This window comes from Streptomyces cinereospinus, from assembly GCF_042430725.1.
GTDB lineage: Bacteria > Actinomycetota > Actinomycetes > Streptomycetales > Streptomycetaceae > Streptomyces > Streptomyces cinereospinus.
Map to the genome: position 1 here is coordinate 1 of NZ_JBHMCY010000024.1, position 19002 is coordinate 19002.

At 74.6% G+C, this 19002-nt stretch carries 17 protein-coding genes; 10 read left to right on the plus strand and 7 right to left on the minus strand.

Annotated features, from left to right (window positions below; translation table 11 throughout):
• The 4 genes from ACFF45_RS14735 to ACFF45_RS14750 all read left to right on the plus strand — a co-directional run.
• The coding region (locus ACFF45_RS14735) for a type I polyketide synthase (RefSeq protein WP_381346417.1) at positions 1–3677 on the plus strand (3677 nt) is incomplete at its 5' end.
• A 71-nt stretch (positions 3678–3748) separates the two neighbouring features.
• Positions 3749–4051, plus strand: coding sequence for a hypothetical protein (locus ACFF45_RS14740; protein WP_381346419.1), 303 nt, complete (start codon positions 3749–3751; stop codon positions 4049–4051).
• On the plus strand, positions 4051–4953 hold the full coding sequence (locus ACFF45_RS14745; RefSeq protein ID WP_381346421.1) for a proline iminopeptidase-family hydrolase: 903 nt from the start codon (positions 4051–4053) through the stop codon (positions 4951–4953). Before ACFF45_RS14740 ends, ACFF45_RS14745 begins: the two co-directional genes overlap by 1 nt.
• A 48-nt stretch (positions 4954–5001) precedes the next feature.
• Positions 5002–6582 (plus strand): amino acid adenylation domain-containing protein, encoded by a 1581-nt coding sequence (locus ACFF45_RS14750; protein WP_381346423.1) that lies wholly within the window; start codon positions 5002–5004, stop codon positions 6580–6582.
• Here ACFF45_RS14750 and ACFF45_RS14755 read toward each other — a convergent pair.
• The 7 genes from ACFF45_RS14755 to ACFF45_RS14785 all read right to left on the minus strand — a co-directional run bounded on the left by ACFF45_RS14755 (position 6576) and on the right by ACFF45_RS14785 (position 11662).
• Entirely contained in the window at positions 6576–8171 is a 1596-nt protein-coding gene (locus tag ACFF45_RS14755; RefSeq protein ID WP_381346425.1) for a polyamine aminopropyltransferase, read from the minus strand. The genes ACFF45_RS14750 and ACFF45_RS14755 overlap by 7 nt on opposite strands.
• A gap of 10 nt (positions 8172–8181) precedes the next feature.
• Positions 8182–8619, minus strand: coding sequence for a DUF350 domain-containing protein (locus tag ACFF45_RS14760; RefSeq protein ID WP_381346427.1), 438 nt, complete (start codon positions 8617–8619; stop codon positions 8182–8184).
• A gap of 58 nt (positions 8620–8677) precedes the next feature.
• A complete protein-coding gene (locus ACFF45_RS14765) occupies positions 8678–9076 on the minus strand; it encodes a DUF4247 domain-containing protein (protein WP_381346429.1) in 399 nt (132 codons plus the stop codon).
• Entirely contained in the window at positions 9073–9567 is a 495-nt protein-coding gene (locus ACFF45_RS14770; protein WP_381346431.1) for a DUF2617 family protein, read from the minus strand. The genes ACFF45_RS14765 and ACFF45_RS14770 overlap by 4 nt, the downstream gene beginning before the upstream one ends.
• A 352-nt stretch (positions 9568–9919) precedes the next feature.
• A complete protein-coding gene (locus ACFF45_RS14775; RefSeq protein WP_381346433.1) occupies positions 9920–10525 on the minus strand; it encodes an AMIN-like domain-containing (lipo)protein in 606 nt (201 codons plus the stop codon).
• 278 nt (positions 10526–10803) lie between these two features.
• Complete coding sequence (locus tag ACFF45_RS14780) at positions 10804–11268, minus strand: SRPBCC family protein (protein WP_381346435.1); 465 nt, start codon at positions 11266–11268, stop codon at positions 10804–10806.
• Between the two features lie 151 nt (positions 11269–11419).
• Positions 11420–11662: a DUF6411 family protein gene (locus ACFF45_RS14785; RefSeq protein WP_381346437.1), complete on the minus strand. Its 243-nt coding sequence runs from the start codon at positions 11660–11662 to the stop codon at positions 11420–11422.
• 175 nt (positions 11663–11837) lie between these two features.
• On the opposite strand from ACFF45_RS14785, the gene ACFF45_RS14790 reads away from it, so the two are divergent.
• The 6 genes from ACFF45_RS14790 (at position 11838) to ACFF45_RS14815 (ending at position 18904) form a co-directional block, all read left to right on the plus strand.
• On the plus strand, positions 11838–12128 hold the full coding sequence (locus tag ACFF45_RS14790; protein ID WP_381346438.1) for a zinc-ribbon domain-containing protein: 291 nt from the start codon (positions 11838–11840) through the stop codon (positions 12126–12128).
• A 739-nt stretch (positions 12129–12867) separates the two neighbouring features.
• The gene (locus tag ACFF45_RS14795) at positions 12868–13323 is read left to right on the plus strand and encodes a hypothetical protein (protein ID WP_381346440.1); all 456 of its coding nucleotides are present in this window, start codon (positions 12868–12870) and stop codon (positions 13321–13323) included.
• Positions 13324–13643: 320 nt separating this feature from the next.
• Positions 13644–16367 carry a helix-turn-helix transcriptional regulator gene (locus ACFF45_RS14800; RefSeq protein ID WP_381346442.1) on the plus strand — a complete coding sequence of 908 codons (2724 nt, stop codon included), beginning with the start codon at positions 13644–13646 and terminating at the stop codon, positions 16365–16367.
• An 82-nt stretch (positions 16368–16449) separates the two neighbouring features.
• Positions 16450–18078, plus strand: coding sequence for an MFS transporter (locus ACFF45_RS14805; protein WP_381346443.1), 1629 nt, complete (start codon positions 16450–16452; stop codon positions 18076–18078).
• Entirely contained in the window at positions 18075–18590 is a 516-nt protein-coding gene (locus ACFF45_RS14810; RefSeq protein WP_381346445.1) for a hypothetical protein, read from the plus strand. The genes ACFF45_RS14805 and ACFF45_RS14810 overlap by 4 nt, the downstream gene beginning before the upstream one ends.
• Positions 18591–18706: 116 nt before the next feature.
• The gene (locus ACFF45_RS14815) at positions 18707–18904 is read left to right on the plus strand and encodes a DUF8691 family protein (protein ID WP_381346447.1); all 198 of its coding nucleotides are present in this window, start codon (positions 18707–18709) and stop codon (positions 18902–18904) included.
• Positions 18905–19002: the final 98 nt, after the last annotated feature.

Here is a 19002-nt window from a genome sequence, read left to right on the forward strand (position 1 = left end):
GGTTCCTGGAGGTCGGCCCGGACACCGTCCTGGCCGCGATGGCCGAGGACGTCGCTCCCGTCGGCGCCCATGTCGTGGCCGCTCAGCGCCGGGACCGCGACGAGTCCCGCACTCTCCTCACGGCCCTGGGCGACCTCCACACCCGCGGCGCGGACGTCGACTTCACCGCCCTGCACCCCGGCGGGCACCACCTCGACGGCCTCCCCACCTACCCCTTCCAACGCCAGCGCTACTGGCAGCCCGAGCGTCCGGCCGGTGCCGGCCCGGCGTCGCTGGGGCTGGCGGCGGCCGGGCATCCGCTGCTCGGCGCGGCCGTCCAGCTCGCCGACTCCGACGCGGTCGTGTTCACCGGCCGTCTGTCGACACAGACCCAGCCCTGGCTGGCCGACCACGTCGTCGGCGGGTCGGTCCTGTTCCCCGGCACCGGGTTCGTGGAGCTGGCGCTCGCGGCAGGCGGGCAGGTCGGCTGCGAGGTTCTCGACGAACTGGTGCTGGCCGCGCCGCTCACCCTGCCCGAGCAGGGCGGGACGACGATCCAGGTGTCCGTCGGCGCCCCCGCCGAGGGCGGTGGCCGTACCGTCGCGATCCACTCACGCACCGACGACACCCAGCCGTGGGTGCGTCACGCGGACGGGGTCCTCGGCACGGCAGGACCGTTGCAACCCGCCGGACTGACGCAGTGGCCGCCGCCCGGTGCCGTGGCCGTGCCGGTGGACGACGCCTACGAGACGATGCTCGCGCGCGGCTATGGCTACGGGCCGGTGTTCCAGGGGCTCACGGCCGCCTGGCAGCGCGGCGACGAGATGTACGCCGAGATCTCGCTGCCGGAGCGGATCCACACCGAGGCCGCCCGCTACGGCCTCCACCCGGCCCTGCTGGACGCCTCGCTGCACGCGCTGGGCCTGGCCGGCGACGACCAGGACGGTGACGGTGCCGGCACCGTGCTGCCGTTCTCCTGGAGCGGTGTCGTCGTGCACGCCCACGGCGCGCGCGGCCTCCGGGTGAGGATCACACCGGCCGGTGACCGGGCCGTCGCGCTCGCCCTCGCCGACCTCTCCGGCAGCCCGGTGGCCACGGTCGGCGCGCTGACCCTGCGGGAGATCACCCCCGAGCAGCTCGCCGTGCTGCGGCAGGGTGGCACGTCCCCGTACCGGATGGAGTGGGTCCCGGTCGGCTCCCCGCCGCAGGCGGACTCCGGGGCCGGCCGGGTCACGGTCGGGCACGGCTGCCCGTACGCCGATCTGCCCGCTCTGGTCGCGGCGCTCGACGCGGGCGCCGTACCCGTGCCCGACATCGTGTTCTGGCGGGCCGCGCCCGCTCGGGCCGCCCTGCCGGCCGACGTCCGCGAGGCGCTCGCCGAGGCGCTCGGCACGGTGCAGCTCTGGCTGGCCGAGGAGCGTTTCGCGGCCGCGACGCTGGTGGTCGTGACGGACCGCGCGATGAGCGTGACCGGCGGTTCGGACGTCACTCTGCACCAGGCACCGGTCTGGGGGCTGGTCCGCGCGGCGCAGGCCGAGAACCCCGGCCGGTTCGTCCTGGCCGACGTGGACGACGCCACCGGGACGGTGGGCGGCACGTCCCCGCTCGCCGCCGCGGTGGCGACCGGCGAGCCCGAACTGGTGCTCAGGGACGGGCAGATGCTGGTGCCCCGCCTGGCCCGCGAGCAGCACGCCGGCGAGGCCTCCGGATCACCGCTCGACCCCACGGGCACCGTTCTCGTCACCGGCGGAACGGGCGGCCTCGGCGCCCTGGTGGCACGGCACCTCGTCAGCCGCCACGGCATCCGCTGGCTCGTCCTGACCAGCCGCAGCGGCCCCGACGCACCCGGCGCCGACCAGCTGCGCGCCGACCTCACCGGACTCGGCGCCGACGTGCGTGTCGTCGCCTGCGACGCCGGCGACCGCGACGCGCTGGCCGCCGTGCTGGCCGGCGTCGACCCGGCCGCACCGCTCACCGCCGTCGTGCACGCGGCCGGCGCCGTCGACGACGGTGTGGTCGGCTCGCTGACGCCGCAGCGGATCGAGACGACGCTGCGCCCCAAGGTCGACGGAGCCTGGCACCTGCACGAACTCACCGCCGGCCTGCCGCTGCGCGCGTTCGTCATGTTCTCCTCGGCCGGAGGCCTGGTGCTGGCCGCCGGGCAGGGCGGATACGCCGCCGGGAACGTCTTCCTCGACGCCCTCGCCGCGCACCGTGCGGCGCACGGGCTGCCCGCGACCTCGCTGGCGTACGGGCTGTGGGGCGTCGAGGCGGGCCTCGGCCGGTGGCTGACCGAGGCCGACCGGGGCCGCCTCGCCCGACAGGGCTTCCCCGTCCTCACCGTCGAGGAGGGGCTGGCGGCCTTCGACACCGCGCTGGTCACCGACCGGGCCACGCTCGTCCCCGTCACGGTGGACGCGACGGCCCTGCGGTCGCGGCCCGGGGAACTCCCGGCGCTCCTGCGCGGCCTGGTGCCCCCGGTGCGGCGGCGCGCCGCCGCCGGGCCCGCGGACGCCGGGGACCTGGCGCGCCGGCTCGCGGGGCTGTCCGGCGCCGAGCAGGAACGGGAGCTCACGCAGGTGGTGCGCGCCCACGCCGCCGCCGTACTGGGACACGACAGCGCGCAGGCCGTCGACCCCGAACGCGACTTCCTGGAGCTGGGCTTCGACTCGCTCGCCGCCGTCGAGCTGCGCAACCGGCTGACCGCCGCCACGGGCCTGCGGCTGTCGCCGATGGCGGTGTTCGACAACAAGAACCCCACCGCCCTCGCCCGCCGTCTGCACGCCGACCTCTCCCTGCCGCCCGCCGCCGCCCCGGCGGCCGGCGGGACGCCGGACACCCTGGCCGAGCTGTTCCGGGCGGCCGTGCTGTCCGACCAGGTGCTCAAGGGATTCGACCTGCTGCGTGCCGTCTCCGAGCTGCGCCCGCGGTTCGCGACCGCCGCCGACTTCGGGCCCCTGCCCGACGGGGTCCGGCTCGCGGACGGGCCGCAGGAGCCCGTGCTGATCGGCATCAGCACGCCGATGGCGACCGGTGGCCCGCACCAGCACGCGCGGCTCGCCGCCGCGTTCCGCGGCAGGCGCCCGATGATCACGCTGACCAACCCGGGGTTCACGGCCGGGGAGCCGCTGCCGCACTCCACCGACGCCGTGATCGACTGCCTCGCCGAAGGCGTGCTGCGGGCCGCCGCGGGCCGCCCGTTCGTCCTGATCGGCTACTCGTCGGGCGGCACGCTCGCCTACGCCACGGCCGGCCATCTGGAACGGGAGCGCGGTGTCCGGCCGGCGGGCGTCGTCCTGATGGACACCTACCGGGTCGACCTGGACGACCGGGACCAGGGCCGGCTGATGGAACAGCTCACCGTCGGACTGGTCCAGAAGGACGCGGCGTACGGCATGTTCCACAGCAGCGCCCTGTCCGCGATGAACCGCTACTTCGACCTCGTGCCCAGGTTCACCCTGGAGCCGGTGGCGGCCCCCGTGCTCTTCGTCGGCGCCACGGAGTCCTTCGTGCCCTCCGCCGCGGCCTCCGCCGCGGCCGCGGACGGCGACGACGCCTGGCGCGCCAGACCATGGGACCCGGCACACCACTTCGCGGCCGTGCGGGCCACCCACTTCTCCATGATCGAAGACCATGCGGCGCAGGTCGGCGGCCTTGTCGAGGAGTGGATCGGCCGGCACGCCGGTAGGGGTGACTAGGGGTACTTGCCGGGTCCGGCCCTCCCTATCGTCAAGGATGACATCGCGTGATCGAGCAAACAGGAGCGGCAATGAGCGCTGACGGCAGCTGGGAGTTCACGATCGACAGCCCCATCGGCAAGCAGAGCCTGTGGGTGGACATGAAGGCGGAGGACGGCAAGCTGGTCGGCACCTGCCGCGCGGACGGTCAGGTCATCGACCCGGACATCATCGACGGAAAGATCGACGGCGACCTCGTGTCCTTCAAGGTCAAGTCGCACAAGCCGGTGCCGCTGAAGATGACGCTGACCCTGACCCGCAACGGCGACACCATGACCGGCAAGGCGAAGCCCGGCATGTTCGGCACGTTCCCGGTCACCGGCAAGCGGGTCTAGTGTTCCGCCCCACTGCCAAGGGCGTGGCGCCGTTCGGTGAGTACAGGACCTGGTACCGGGTCACCGGCGAACTGTCGCCGCACCGGACGGCGCTCGTGGTGGCGCACGGCGGACCCGGCAGCACGCACGACTACCTGGTGAGCCTGGCCGCCCTGTCCGAACTGGGCGTCCCCGTGGTCCACTACGACCAGATCGGCAACGGCGGTTCGACCCACCTGCCGGACGCGCCGGCGGACTTCTGGACCGTCGAACTGTTCCTCGCCGAGCTGGACAACCTGGTGCGCCACCTCGGCATCGCCGACAACTACCTGCTGTTCGGCCACTCGTGGGGCGGCCTGCTCGTGGCCAAGCACGCCTCGACCGCCCCCGCCGGACTGCGGGGGCTGGTGATCGCCGACGCCCCTGCCTCGTACCCGCTGTGGCTGGAGCAGATGGACGTCCTGCGGTCCCGGCTGCCCGCCGGTGTCAACGAGACCCTGCTGCGCCACGAGGCCGCCGGCACGACCGGCAGCGACGAGTACCACGCGGCCACCCGCGTCTTCTACGACCGGCACCTGTGCCGTCTCGACCCGTGGCCCCGCGAGTACCAGGCGTCGTTCTTCGAGATGTACAACGACCCGACGGTCTACTTCACCATGAACGGCCCCAGCGAGTTCCACGTGATCGGCTCCCTGCGCACCTGGGGGGTCACGGACTGCGTCTCCGGCATCGCCGTGCCGACCCTGCTGGTCTCCGGCCGCCACGACGAGGCCACCCCGGAGACCGTCCGGCCCTACGCGGACCTCATCCCGGACGTGCGGTGGGAGATCTTCGAGCACTCCAGCCACGTGCCGCACCTGGAGGAGCCGGAGCGGTTCCACGCGGTACTGACCGAGTACGTGAAGGCCGTGGCCTTCGGTTAGCGGCACGAGGACACGGCCCCCGGCCGGCAGCAGCAGAAGGACGAGAGCATGGCCGATGAGCGGTTCAGCCCCCGGTTCCCCGCCGACACGCTCGACGCGTTCGCGCTGGCGCCGGCCACCCGGACGCCGGACGAGCCCGCCGTGGTGGAGCTCGGCGCGTCCGGGTCCGTCACCACGGTGTCGTACGGCGAACTCGCCCAGCGCGTCGAGGAGTACGCCAGGGAACTGACCGCGGCCGGGGTGCACGTCGGCGACCGGGTGGTGGTCGAGTCCCACACCTCCGCCGCGGCGATCGCCGTCCTGCTCGCCTGCGCGCGCGTCGGCGCCGTGTTCATCCCGGTCGACCCCGGCACACCGGCCCTGCGGCTGGACACCGTCATCGGCGCGACCGGACCGGCGCTGTACCTGCACCCGGCGGGCGGCCCGGCCCGCGCGCCCCGGGACGACGTGCCGCTCGGCGCGTTCGACGCGGACGGCCGGATCGCCCTCGACCGGCTGCCGCCGGACCGGCGGCCGCGCCGGCGCGGCGTGGTGGGCGGCGACCCGGCCTACGTCATCTTCACCTCGGGCACCACCGGCCGCCCCAAGGGCGTGGTGATGAGCCACCACGCGGCGCTGGCCTTCTACCGCGGCACCCAGCGCTTCGGCGCCCTGTCCCCCGGCGACCGGGTGGCGAGCACGTCCCCGCTGGCCTTCGACGTGGCGCTGTTCGACATCTGCGTGACCCTCGGCTCGGGCGCCACCCTGATCGCCGTACCCCGGCCGTTCCTCAGCTTCCCGCGCCGGCTGCTCGGCTTCCTGCGGGACACGGCGGCCACCGTCGTGCACGGCGTCCCGTCGCTGTGGCGGCCGCTGCTGCGGCACGAACCCGACGGTGTCGCGGCCCTCGGCGGGCAGTTGCGCGGCATCCTGTTCGCGGGGGAGAACTTCCCCCTGCCCGAACTGCGCCGGCTGCGGGAGCTGCTGCCGCACCTGCGGGTCGTCAACGCGTTCGGCGCCACCGAGACCGTGGCGTGCTCGTTCGCCGAGGTGCCCGACCCGCTGCCCGAGGACGCCGAGGCGCTGTCCATCGGGCACGGCTACCCGGGTGCCGAGATCCTGCTCCTCGACGAGCAGGGCGAACCGGTCGACGAGCCGGGGGTCGCGGGGGAGATGTACGTCCGCTGCCCGTCCCTGTTCTCCGGGTACTGGGACGACCCGGACGCGACCCGCGCCGTCCTCGTCCCGGACCCGCTCGAACCGCGCTCCGGGCAACTGGTCTACCGCTCCGGCGACCTGGCGTACCGCGGCCCGGCGGGCGAGCTGTACTTCTGCGGCCGCGCCGACTCCATGGTGAAGATCCGCGGCAACCGGATCGAACTCGGCGAGATCGAACGCCGGCTGGCCGAACACCCCGACGTGGCGGCCGCGGTGGTGCTGGCCCTCGACGGGCCCGGCGGCGAAGCGGCCCTCACGGCGTTCGTGGTGGCGTCCCCGGCCCGGGTCGCCCCGGCCGGCCTGGCGGAGCTGTGCCGGCGCGCCATGCCCGCTTACATGATCCCCAAGAGGTTCCACTTCCTGGCGGAACTGCCGCTGAACGCCAACGGCAAGGCCGACCGCGGGGCGCTGGAGGCGCTGGCCGGTCAGTAGTCCTGCCACTCGTGGCGCGCGTACTCCAGCACCGCCGGATCCATCAGGGTGCTCGCCCGGACGTCCTGGGGACGGCGGTCGAGGGGGAAGACGGAGGCGGCCCGCAGCACGGCGTCGTCCAGGAAGCGCAGTGCCGGGGCGTCGTCGGCCAGGCGCGGCACCGGCCGCGGCCCGTCGGCGCCGGGGACGGCGAGGACGTACCCCCAGTTGCCGAAGCTGGGGACGTCCGCCTGGTACGCGGCGGTGCGGTAGCCGGCCTGCTCGATCGTGGCGGCGATGGACCAGTACGACTTGGGTGCGAAGAACGGCGAGCCCGCCTGCACCACGACCTGGCCGCCGGGGTTCAGCGCGTGGCGCAGCAGGTGGTAGAACTCGACGCTGTACAGCTTGGCCAGCGCGGCGGTGTCCGGGTCCGGGAAGTCGATGACGACCGCGTCGTGGCGCCGGCCGGCGTCCCGCAGCCAGGTGAACGCGTCGGCGTGGACGACGCGCACCCGCGGGTCGTCGAACGCGTCGTCGTTGAGCTCGGCCAGCGGCCCGAAGGTGCGGGCGAGCCGCGTCATCGCCGGGTCCAGATCGACCAGCGTGACCCGCTCGACGTCGTCGTAGCGCAGCACCTCCCGCAGGGCCAGTCCGTCGCCGCCGCCCAGGATCAGCACCGAGGAGCGCTGCCGCGACAGCGCCGGATGCACGAGTGCCTCGTGGTAGCGGTACTCGTCGACGGACGAGAACTGCAGATCCCCGTTGAGGAACAACCGCATGTCGGGGCTGCCCGTGAACGCGGTGGACCGGGTGACGACGATGTCCTGGTACGCGGTGGTCTCGGCGTGCACGATCGGGTCGCGGTACAGCTGCTGGCGTGCCGTCACCTCGATGTCGTCGGCCAGGGCGTACACCGAGCCCAGCACGGCGAGCACGGCGGCGGAACCGGCCAGCAGCGTCACGCGCACCGCCCGCCGGGTCTCCCTGCGGAAGATCCACAGCACCACCACGACACCGGCCACGGCGTTGACCGCGCCCACCACCAGCGCGCCCCTGAGCTGCCCGAAGGTGGGCAGGAGCAGCAGCGGGAAGCACAGGCCGCCGACGAGCGCCCCCACGTAGTCCGCGGCGAACAGGTCGGCGACCGCGCTGCCCGCCTCCTGCCGCCTGATCCGCTGGAGCAGCGTCATCAGCAGCGGGATCTCCGCCCCGATGAGCAGGCCGACGGCGAACGACACGGCCACCATGGCCGGCATGTAGACGCGCAGCCAGGCGAACGTCACGTAGAGCACCAGCACCGACAGGCCGCCGACCAGCGCCAGCGCCCCCTCCAGCAGGGCGAAGGCCCCGACGGCGTGCCGTTGCAGCGGCTTCGCGGCCAGGGAGCCGAGACCCATGGCGAAGACCATGACGGAGATGACCACGGAGGTCTGCGTCACGGAGTTGCCGATCAGGTAACTGCCCAGCGCGGTCAGCGCCAGCTCGTAGACCAGACCGCAGGCCGCGCAGACGAACACCGCGAGCAGGAGCAGGAAACGAGCCGCCCGCGAGTGCCTCACGGGCGGCGGCGCGTCGGCCGGTGCGGTGCGGTCCAGGGTGGTATCCACGCCGGCGGGCTCAGGAGACCGCGGCGCCGACCATGAAGGCCGTACCGATGTACATGGCCGCCTGGACCCAGGCGGCGGGGTGGGGGCGGCCGTCCTGGTCGTCGAGGACGGCGTGGCCGAGGCGGCCGGGGGTCAGCAGCCCGATCAGGCACGCGATCAGGGTCATCACGACGACTCCGGCCAGGCCGTACAGCAGGGTGCTGAACAGGCCGTGGCCGAGGCCCAGTTCGGACTCGCTGGCCCGGATGGACTGGTCGATGACGAGGCCGATCGCGAGCGTCTGGCCGGCCAGCAGGACGGCCGCGCCCCGGTTCCGCTCCGTCCACACCACATGGACCAGCTTGCCGGGGGTGACGAGGTCGAGGGCGATGAACCCGACCACCATCACCACGAAGCCGGCCAGGCCGTAGAGCAGGGCCGTGCCTGCCGACTCGAAGATCTCTGCCACGGGGTGCCTTTCGAGGACTTCGGATGGGTGGGGTGCGGTGGCTGTGGCGGGCGGTGGCTCACTTGCCGGAGCCGGGGCCGCCGCCGCGGAACGAGTCGCTGTCGGGGTCCGGCCACACCGAGCTCACGTGCGGCCTCCAGCGGTAGTAGCCGCCGCGGTAGTCGTCGATCTCGATGCGGCTGCCGCCCAGGTAGGGGCTGACCGCGACGATGTCGTCCCGGTAGCGCAGGAAGACCATGCTGCCGCTGGTGGTGCGGTCCCGGGGCGAGGCGTGCTTCGCTATCTCGCCCGCGACCGTGGACACCGGGTCGGCCCGGTCGAGGTAGCCCCCGCCGCCGGCACGGTACTCCTTGCGGATCCAGCTCGACGGTACGGCGTTGCCGCCGGAGCCGCCGGAACAGGCGGCGAGCGCCGCCGTGGCGAGGAACAGGACGCCGATGCGTCGGGCGGTCTTCAACGGACCTCCAGCCGGGTGTGCGTCGCCACGATCGTGCGGCTCTGCGGATACGTGTGCCAGGTGTGCCAGCTCGGTCCTGTGCCGTGCCACTCGACGGTCAGCGCGGTGACCGCTTCCGGGGAGCCGGGGAAGATGCCGCACAGCGCCCGGGGATGCGCCTCCGCCCGGCCGCGCAGCTCCGCCACCCGCGTGCTGAAGTCGCCGGTGGCGTAACGCCGGACCTGGGCGCCGAAGCGGTAGTCCCAGCCCTCGGCCTCGTGCTCCGCCACCTCCGGCAGGCCGCCGTCCACGCCGGGCAGGCAGGCCACGGTCTCCCGGACCGGCCCCACGACGACCTGGTGCGAGGCGCCCAGGAGCCTGAGGTGCACGTCGATCCCGCCGACCGTCACGTCCCGCACGGCGAGCGCGGGGTACGGGGGGTGGCCGAGCGCGAACGAGAGCTGATCGGCGTCGGTGTCGAGATACGGCGTGGCGAGGGCTATACCACTCATCCGGTACGGCTCCAGCACGCCACCCGCGTCCCCATGACGGAACGCGCACACCGCCGCTTCAACGAAGATTCCCCCGGATTGGACCATTGCAGAACGCGGCGAGTATGGCACACGTGTCAAGGGCGCGGTGGCGGAGGCGGTGGCACGGGGGGCGCACACGGGGGACGGCGGGTGCGCGGTCCGCGCCGGCTGCGGCCGGTCCGGCGGGCGCCGGGCACGGGCCGGCCCCCGGCAGGGCGAAGCCCGCCGGGCGCGGACGGCCGGGCGGGCTCCGTGGCGGTGCCGGGGCGCGGACCGGTCCGGCCGTCCGCCGGGGACGGGAGGGCCGGTCCGGTCCGGCGGTGCGGCGTCCTCAGCGGGCCCCGGTCCAGTTGTGCGCCACGTCGACCACGACACGGTCCGTCAGCACCAGGACCCGGAAGGGCAGTCGCGCCCGCACGCCGAGCCCGATCTGCGTCTCGCCCTCGAAGCTGCCGCCGAACCGGGCGTCCCGGAACGTGCGGTAGCCGGTGAGGTCGACGCCCGGCAGTTGCTGGCCGGCCCGGGCGGGGTAGGTCGGCGCCCCGGTCCCGGGGTCGTAGCTCGGCGCGGTCACCCGGACCTCGATGACGGCTCCGCCGGCGACCGGTACGGGCCGGCCGGAGCCGTCCTGGCGGAGCCGGTCGACGTACCGGACCGAGTAGCCGGAGCCGCTGCCGCCCGCGCCGGGCAGGTCGACGACCATCCGGTCGTAGCAGGCCTGGCGGCCGGTCCTGACCTCCGTGACCGGCGCCGTCGTGGTGGCGGTCCGGGTCTTGGCCGCGCTGCCCCAGCCGGTCGGACACGCCGTCGCCGGCGCGGCGGCGACCGGGGCGCCCGCGGTGGCGGCCCGGGCCGGGGCGGCCACCAGTACCGACGTGACGCCCAGCAGCGCGAGCGTCGTCCACGCCGTCCCTCTGACTGTCCTGTTTCGTGCCATTGCAACCCCAAGGTGTGCGTGTTGGTGATATCGGCTAAGACGGCCGAGATGGCCGGAAGGTTGCATCCGATGATCACGTACCGTCACGCCCCGGCGCCGTCTCCCCTCGGCACCGTCACGCTCTGGTACCTACCGCCACGCCTCGGCACTGTCTGCGCCTCGGGGACTGTCATGCCTCGCGGCTGTCCGGCCTCCGGGCAGGCGAACACCCCCGAGACCGCTCGCACGCCGCTCGGGGCGGGGCGGGCGCGGGCTCTCGGGGGTGCGGCCGGCCGGGGTCAGGACGGACCGGGCTTGATGCGTCCGCGCCAGCCTCCGGTCTCGCCCCCGCGCTGCTCGACGTAGTCCTTGAACCGCCGCATGTCTCCCTTGATGCGCCGGTCGATGACGCCGGTCATGTCCGCGGCCTTCTCCGCGACGCCCGACGGTTCGACGTCCATGACCAGTTCCACGCGGGTGTGCGTGTCGTCCACGCGCTGGAAGCGGACGGAGCCCCGTTGCTGGGTGTCACCCGAGGTGGTGCGCCAGGTGATCCGCTCGTCGGGGAGCTGGTCGACGATCTCGGTGTCGAACTCCCGGCGCACTCCGCCGATCTTCGTGGTCCAGTGGTTGTGCCGGTCGTCGAGCTGCCTGACCTCCTCGACGCCCTCCATGAAGCGGGGGAACTCCTCGAACTGCGTCCACTGGTTGTAGGCGGTGTGCAGGGGGACCTCGACCTCGACTGTTTCCTTGACCGTGCTCATGTCCGACCTCCTTGCGATCGTGAGCGGCGGGCCGTGAGCCCGCCGTCCGGATCTCGGCACGTGCAGCGAGTACCCGAAGAGCGCGGATCAACAGCAGCACATCCGGCGACCGGCTGGCCGGGGCCGTGCCCGACGCCGGCCGCGCCCCCCGTCAGAACGGCAGCCGGCCCCGCGCCCGGCGGCCCGCCGAGCCGCTGCGGCCGAGCGCCCGCGAGCTGGACGAGAACGGCTTGCTGAACAGGCGGCCCAGCGGCCCGGGTGCCTTCGACCCGGCCCTGGACCCGAAACCGAGGGTGCGCTGCGCGCCGTTCTGCGGATGGCGGGACAGGCGGGGGAGCAGGAAGGCGAGTACGGCGAGTACCACGCAGGCGGCAATGATGCCGGCGATCATCATGAGGGTCTCCCAGTTCGCTGTTGGACGGACACCGCTCGCGTTCCCCGTTCCCGGCTGAACACGCGCCGGGCGCATTTGGTCCGGTACGGCGGTGTGTACGAGGCTGTCCGGTGAGCGCACCGCGCCGCCGGCCGGCCGAACGCCGGCAGACGCCGCCCCGGGAAGGAACGAACACATGATCATCTTCGGTACCAAGGGCTACCTGTACCAGATCGCGATACTCACGCTGCTCTGCGGCCGGTGCGGCAACCCCGCCGCCCACACGCTCAGGAAGCGCGTCACGAAGTTCACCCTGTTCTTCGTGCCGCTGTTCCCGTTCTCGACCAAGTACGCGACGCAGTGCACGTTCTGCGGCGCCGAACAGCGGGTGACCAAGGAGCAGGCGGAGCAGTTGCAGGTGCAGGCGGCGGGCGGGCCGGGCGGCCAGCCGTACGGGCAGCCGCAGCAGCAGCCGTACCAGTCCTGACCCGGGCCCGCCCGGGTCAGGACCCGGCCGCCTCCCGTGCGACGGCGCCGAAGGGGGCGCCCGTCGCCTCGGCCGGCGCCCGGGCGGCCGACAGCGGGCGGACCATGACCGTGAGGTCCGCGATCCTCCCGTCGTCGTCCAGGCGCGGGAAGTCACAGCCCTGGCCGCTTCCCGGCGACCGTCGCGGTGAGGACCGGGGCGCGGTCGCGGGCGTCACAGGCGCCGATCTCCCGCTCGTGGGCGAAGTCCTCGAAGACCTCGGCGACCGCGCGCGGGATCGCGGCGGCGACGGCCCTGTTCGGTGCACGGCTCGAAGGCGACCGGGCTGCGCGGGATGTCGTTCGAACGGGAGAACCTCCGCTGGTGCGAACCGGCGCGGCGGCGCCTGGAGCGCGGGCGGCCGCCGGGTGAGCGCGGAGCGGGCGCGGGGCTCGGGCGCGGAGCGGGGCGGGAAGAGCCGTGCGGCGTCCGCGCGTCGGCCTGTGCGGGCACGGGTGCCGGGCGTCGGGAACCGGAAACCGTGCGGGTGCAGCCGTACCGGTGCGTGCGTGCGTGCGCGCGTGACCGTGCCGAGTGCGGGCGGGCGTGGCTGTGTCGTTGTGTGCGGGCGTGGCCGTACCAGGCCCCGTCGAGCCCGGGGTTCGGTACCGGACCGGTGGGAACTCGGCTGCGGCACGCGGTGTCGAGGGCTCCGGCCGGACGGTGAGGGAACACGATGGGAAGGGACGGAACACCGCTCATGAGGATCGGCCTGGCACTCAGCGAACTGCACGACGCCGAGGTGGAACTGGTGCGCACCCTGCTGCGTACGGCGGACCACCACAAGTCCGCGCACGACGTCCACCACCTCGCCCTCGACCTGGCCGCCTGGTCCCGCCGTCATCTGCGCGAACTGGCCGCCATCGGCGGGCGCTACGGCGTCGACCTGGTCCAGGACCCCGAGCCCGCGCACGGGCGGCACGCCCAGGACGGAGAGCCGGACGAGGGTCTGCTCCTGCTGCGCGACCTGCGCGAGGTCCACGTCCGGGCCTCGGAGGTCTCCCTGGACTGGGAGCTGATCGCCCAGGCGGCCCAGGCGACCGCCGACGAGCCGCTGCTGGACCTCGTGCGCCAGTGCCACCCCGACACCCTGCGCCAGCTGTGCTGGGCCAACGCCCACCTCAAGGACAACGCGCCGCAGGTACTGGCCGGCTGACGCGCGCGCTCACGCCCCGTGCACCCGGTCCACCAGGATGCCGACGGCCCGCGGCAGAGCGGGCCGAACCCGAGCAGGACGCCGTCCTCCAGGGTGACGACGCCGCTCACGGCCGCCGGCCGGCACGTCCAACCGGCACCCCGCGGCCGGGGCACGGCCGGCACCCCGACCGGGCCGCACACCGGCTGACCGCACGGCCGGCTCGGGGCGCCCCGCACCCGCCTCCCCCGGGCGCCCCGGGTCCGGCCCCGCGTCCGTCGGCCCGTTCGGGGCACGGCACGGGCTTTCGTCCGGGCATGCGGGCGGGGCCGGGGACTGGAATGCTGAATCTGGCAGTGCCGCGTTTCGACCGCCTGACGAAGACGGTGGTGATCGCCGTGACGGTGAGCCACTCGGGGGAGCGGAAGCCGGCGTGGTCCCGGGTGGATCCCGCCGGAGTGCCGTTCCTGCGTACCCGGCTGACCCTGCCGGCCAGGCCCGCCACCTTCCTGCGCCGGGCCCGCCTGGTCGAGTCTCTCGACCGGGCGGCGACGGTGACGTTGACCATGGTCAACGGCACCGCCGGTGCGGGCAAGACCCTCCTGGTGGCCGACTGGGCCGCCGGGCAGGACCGGCCGCTCGCCTGGCTGACCTGCGACGCCGCCGACCGGGCCCCCGGCGTGTTCTGGGCGTACGTACTGGAGGCGCTGCGCGGGGCCGGCGTGCCGGTGCCGTCCGGGGTCGGCGGTCCCGCCGAAGCGGGCCGGGTGGACGCCCGGCTGCTGGCCCGCGTCGCGGCCGGCCTGGACGGCCGGGACAGCCCCGTCGTCCTCGTGCTCGACGAGTACGACCGGGTGACCGGTCCCGAAATCGCCGAGCAACTGGCGTTCGTGCTGGACCACGCGGGCCGCGGCCTGCGGCTGGTGCTCGTCACCCGCTCCGAGCCGCTGCTGCCGCTGCACCGGTACCGGGCCTCGGGCCTGATGGCGGAGATCCGCAACGCCGACCTCGCCTTCACGCCCGAGGAGGCCGCGGAACTCCTGGCCCTGCACGGTCTGTCGCTGCCCGCGGGCGCCCTGGGCGGGCTGGTGCGGCGCACCCAGGGCTGGGCCGCGGGGCTGCGGCTGTGCGCCCTGGCCGCGCAGCAGAGCCCGGACACGGAGAGATACCTCAAGGAGTTCGAGGCCGACCGCAGCACGGTGGCCGACTTCCTGCTGGCCGAGGTGCTGGACCGGCAGCCGCCCGAGCGGCAGGACCTGCTGCTGCGGGCCAGCGTCCTGGACCGGTTCTGCCCCGACCTGCTCAACGCGCTGACGCAGCGGTCCGACGCCGAGCCGACGCTGGCGGCACTGCACCGGGAGAACGCGTTCCTCCAGCGGCTCGGCCACTCCTGGTACAGCCTGCACCCGCTGTTCGCGGAGATCCTCCGGGCCCATCTGCGGGAGCGCGCGCCCGGGCTGGAGCCGGTGCTGCGCCGCCGGGCCGCGCGGTGGCTGCGCCGCTTCGGGACCCTTCCCGAGGCGCTCGCGCAGGGAGCCGCCGCGGACGACTGGAACTTCGCCGCCCGGGCCGTCGTCGAGGACCTGGCGGTGGGGCAGCTCTTCACCGGCCTGCGGTCGCGGGACCTGTCCGACCTGTTCGGGCGGATGAGCAGCGAGGCGGCCGGCCCGGCCGCGGACCTCGTCCGCGCGGCCCGCGCACTGGCCGACCGCGACCTGCGCCACGGTCTGCTCCACCTGGACCACGCCGGCAGGAACCTGGAGCAGGACGGGCTCGATCCGGGAGCGGCCCGGCTGACCTGCGCGCTGCTGGAGGCACTGGCCGGGCGGCTGACCGGTTCACCCGTCCGGGCGGAACGGGCGGCGCGGATCGCGGAAGCGGTCGCCCCGCACGTCCCGGCGGACCTCCGGGACGCGCACCCGGAACTCACCGCCCTGCTCTGGACCCACCTCGGCTGCGCCCGGCTGTGGGCCGGCGGGTTCGACGCCGCGCGGGAGGCGCTGAACGCCGTCGCCGGCTGCGCGGGCGGAGCGGCGACGGCGCTGCCCCGGACGGAGGCCCTGGACCACCTCGCGCTGATCGACTGCCTGACCGGCTGGCACACCCGGGCGGAACGCAAGGTCCAGGCGGCGGCGGCCGAGGCGGAACGCCACGGCCTGGCCCCGCAGGCCGGCTCCGGCACCGGCCGCCTGGTCCTGGCCGCCGTGGCCGTCGACCGCGGCGAGCTGGACCGGGCCGAGGCGCTGCTGGAACGGGCCGGCGACTGCGACCGCGGGTGCCTCGACCCGGTGACCGAGGCCGGACGGGTGCTCACCCGGGCACGCCTGCTGCTGGCCAAGGGCGACGCGCGGGCCGCGCTGGAGGCGGCGCGCGTCACCGTCCCCGCCGTCGTCGCCTCGCCGTGGGCCGAGGACGAGTCCGCGCTGATCACCGCGGCCGCCCACCTGGCGCAGGGCCGGCCCGAGTCGGCCGTCCGGGACCTGGAGCGCGCCTCGGGCCACCGGACGGCGTGCGCCGTCGAGGCCGCACGGGCGCGGCTCGCGGAGGGCCGGCTCGCCGAGGCCCAGGACCTCGTCGCCCACCTGCCCCACGACGACCGGCCCGGCCCGGCGGTGACCGTACGGGTCACCCTGGTGCGGGCCCAGGCCGCCCTCCAGGCGGGACGGACCGGCACCGCGCGGCGGCTGGTCGCCCGCGCCTTCCTCGACGCCCGCCGCGAGCGGCTGCGCGGCCCGTTCCTGGAGGCCGGGCCCTGGATCGGCCCCCTGCTGAGCACGGACGAGCTGCGGGAGCTGAGGCAGGGGTGGCTCACCGCCGGGCCCCGGGCCCGGCTCGCCGAGGAGCCGGGCCGGGCGCCGGCGCCGCTCGTCGTGGAGGAACTCAGCGCCCGGGAGCGCGACGTGCTGCGGCGGCTGGCGCTGATGATGTCCACCGAGGAGATCGCCGCGGACCTCCAGGTGTCCGTGAACACGGTGAAGACGCACCTCAAGAGCGTCTACCGCAAGCTCGGCGTGAACCGGCGCAGCGACGCGGTGCGCCGCGCGCGCGACCGGCGCCTGCTGTGACCCCCGGACACGGGGACCGCGGTGCACGGCCTCGCCCCCGGTGGGTGAGGCGCCCGCCCCCGCCGGCTGCTGCGATGGACCCGTGAAGCACTGGCGCGCCCTGATCGTCCTCGGTACGGCCCAGTTCCTGATGGTGCTGGACACCTCCGTGATGAACGTGTCCATCAGCCGGCTGGTCGAGGACTTCGACACCGAGGTCACCGCCATCCAGGCCGTCATCACGCTGTACGCCCTGGTCATGGCCGCCTTCATGATCATCGGTGGCCGGCTCGGGGACATCCTGGGCCGCCGCCGCGTCTTCCTGCTCGGCATGGTCGTCTACGGCACCGGATCGGCCGTCACCGCCGTGGCGCCCACCCTGGGGGTCCTCGCGCTGGGCTGGTCCGTGGTCGAGGGGCTCGGCGCGGCCCTGGTCCTGCCGTCCATGGCCGCCCTGGTCGCCGAGTCCTACCGCGGCCGCGACCGGCCCGTCGCCTACGGCGTCATCGGCGGCCTGGCCGGCGCGGGGATCGCGGTGGGCCCGCTGCTGGGCGGCTGGGTGACGACGTACCTCACCTGGCGGCTGGTCTTCGCCGGCGAGGTCGTGGTCGTGCTCGCCGTGCTGCTCTGCCACCGGGCGATCCCGCGGGCCGTCCCGGACGGGCCGCGGCCCCGGATGGACCCCGTCGGGGCCGTGCTGTCGGCGGCCGGGCTCGCGCTGGGGGTGCTCGGCGTGCTGCAGAGCGGCACCTGGGGCTGGGTGCGGCCGCGCAACCCGCCGTTCACCGTGCTGGGCTTCGCGCCCACCCTCTTCGTGATCGCGGCCGGCGCGGTCGTGCTCGCCCTCTTCCGCACCTGGGAACGGCGGCGCGACGCGCGCGGCGAGTACCCCCTGGTCCACCTGGACCTGCTCGCCCGGCCGCCGCTGCGGTCGGGCCTGCTGGCCCTGCTGAGCCAGAACCTGATCCTGCTCGGCCTGTTCTTCGCCATCCCGCTGTATCTCCAGGTGGTGCAGGGGTTCGACGCCTTCGAGACGGGTCTGCGGCTGCTCCCGGTCTCCGTCACCATGCTGGTGACCTCGCTGGTGGCCGCCCGGCTCGCCCGGACCGCGGGACCCCGCGCGGTGGTCAGGCTGGCCCTGCTGACCCTGCTGGTGGCCGTCGTGTGGCTGCTGGCCACCATCGACCCGGTCATCGACGACGCCCAGTTCTTCGCGGCCATGGCCGTCCTCGGCGTCGGCATGGGCCTGCTCGCCTCGCAGCTCGGCAACGTGGTGCAGTCCAGCGCCGCGGAGGAGGAGCGCAGCGAGGTCGGCGGCCTGCAGTTCACCGCCCAGAACCTGGGCTCGGCGCTCGGCACCGCCCTCATCGGCTCCCTCCTCGTCGGCGCCCTCGCCCACGCCTTCACCGCCGCGGTGGAGACCGATCCCCGGCTGTCCGCCCAGGCCCGCCAGGAGACCGGCGTCGCCCTGGAGGCCGGGATCAGCTTCGTGCCCACCGCACAGGTGCGGTCGGCGGCCGAACGGGCCGGACTGCCCCCGTCCGAGGTCGCGGCCCTCACCGAGTCCTACGCGCAGGCGCAGCTCGACGGCCTCCGGGCGGCCGTCCTCGCGGTCGGCGGCATCACCCTGGCGAGCCTCCTGGTCACCCGGCATCTGCCGACGGGCCGGCCCGCCCGGCCCGAGGAGCCCGAGCCGGCGGCCGGGCGCACGGAACCGGAGGAGAAGGCGTGAAATCCCGGACGCGGGACGCGTCGGCCCGGGCGGCGGAACGCCGCGCGCACGCCGACTACACCGGCGGTGTCTACGGATCGATGCTGGCCGCCTCCGTCGTGGTCGGTGCCGGTGCCCTCGGCGCGTACCCGCGCGTCGAGCTGGCGGTGCTCCTGCTGCTCACCGGCGGGGTGTTCTGGGTCGCCCACGTGTACGCCCAGCTGTTCGGGGCGCGTCTGGCGCAGCAGCCGCTGGGCCGCCGGGTGACGTGGCAGGTGTGCCGTGACGAGTGGCCGATCGTGAAGGCCGCCGTGCCACCGGCCGTGGCGGTGGCGATCAGCCCGCTGCTCGGCCTCGGCGTGCAGGGCGCCGGGTGGCTGGCGCTGTGCGTCGCCGTGGCCGGACAGGTGGGCTGGTCGGTGGCCGCGGCGCGGCGGGCGGGGGCGGGCCCTCGCATGATGGCCGCGGCGGCGGCGGTGAACCTGGTGACCGGCCTGCTGATCGTCGCGTTCAAACTCGTGGTGACCCACTGACGCCGGCGGCCGGCCGAGTCACCTGTACGGGGTGAGGCCGGCCGGGTCCGACGGGCGGAGGATCGCAGGGTGGTCGCAGGCGGCCCGATGGAAGTCCCCCCGCGGGAGAGCAGACCATGCGCTATGAGATCCGCGTCGACGGGCAGGTGTCGGAGACGCTGACCGACACCTTCCCGGAGCTGGAGTACGTGGTGATGTCCGGTCAGACGGTCTTCTACGGCCCGGTGGTGGACGAGGCCCACCTGTACGGGCTGCTGGCCCGGTTCCAGGCGCTGGGGCTCACCGTGGTGGAGATGCGCCGGCTGGCGGAGTGAGCACGCTCGGCCGTCCCGGTGGGCACGGCCGGCGGTCTCGGTCGGTACGCCGCCTCGGTGGGCACGGCGGCCTCGGTCGGCACAGCCGTCTCGGTCGG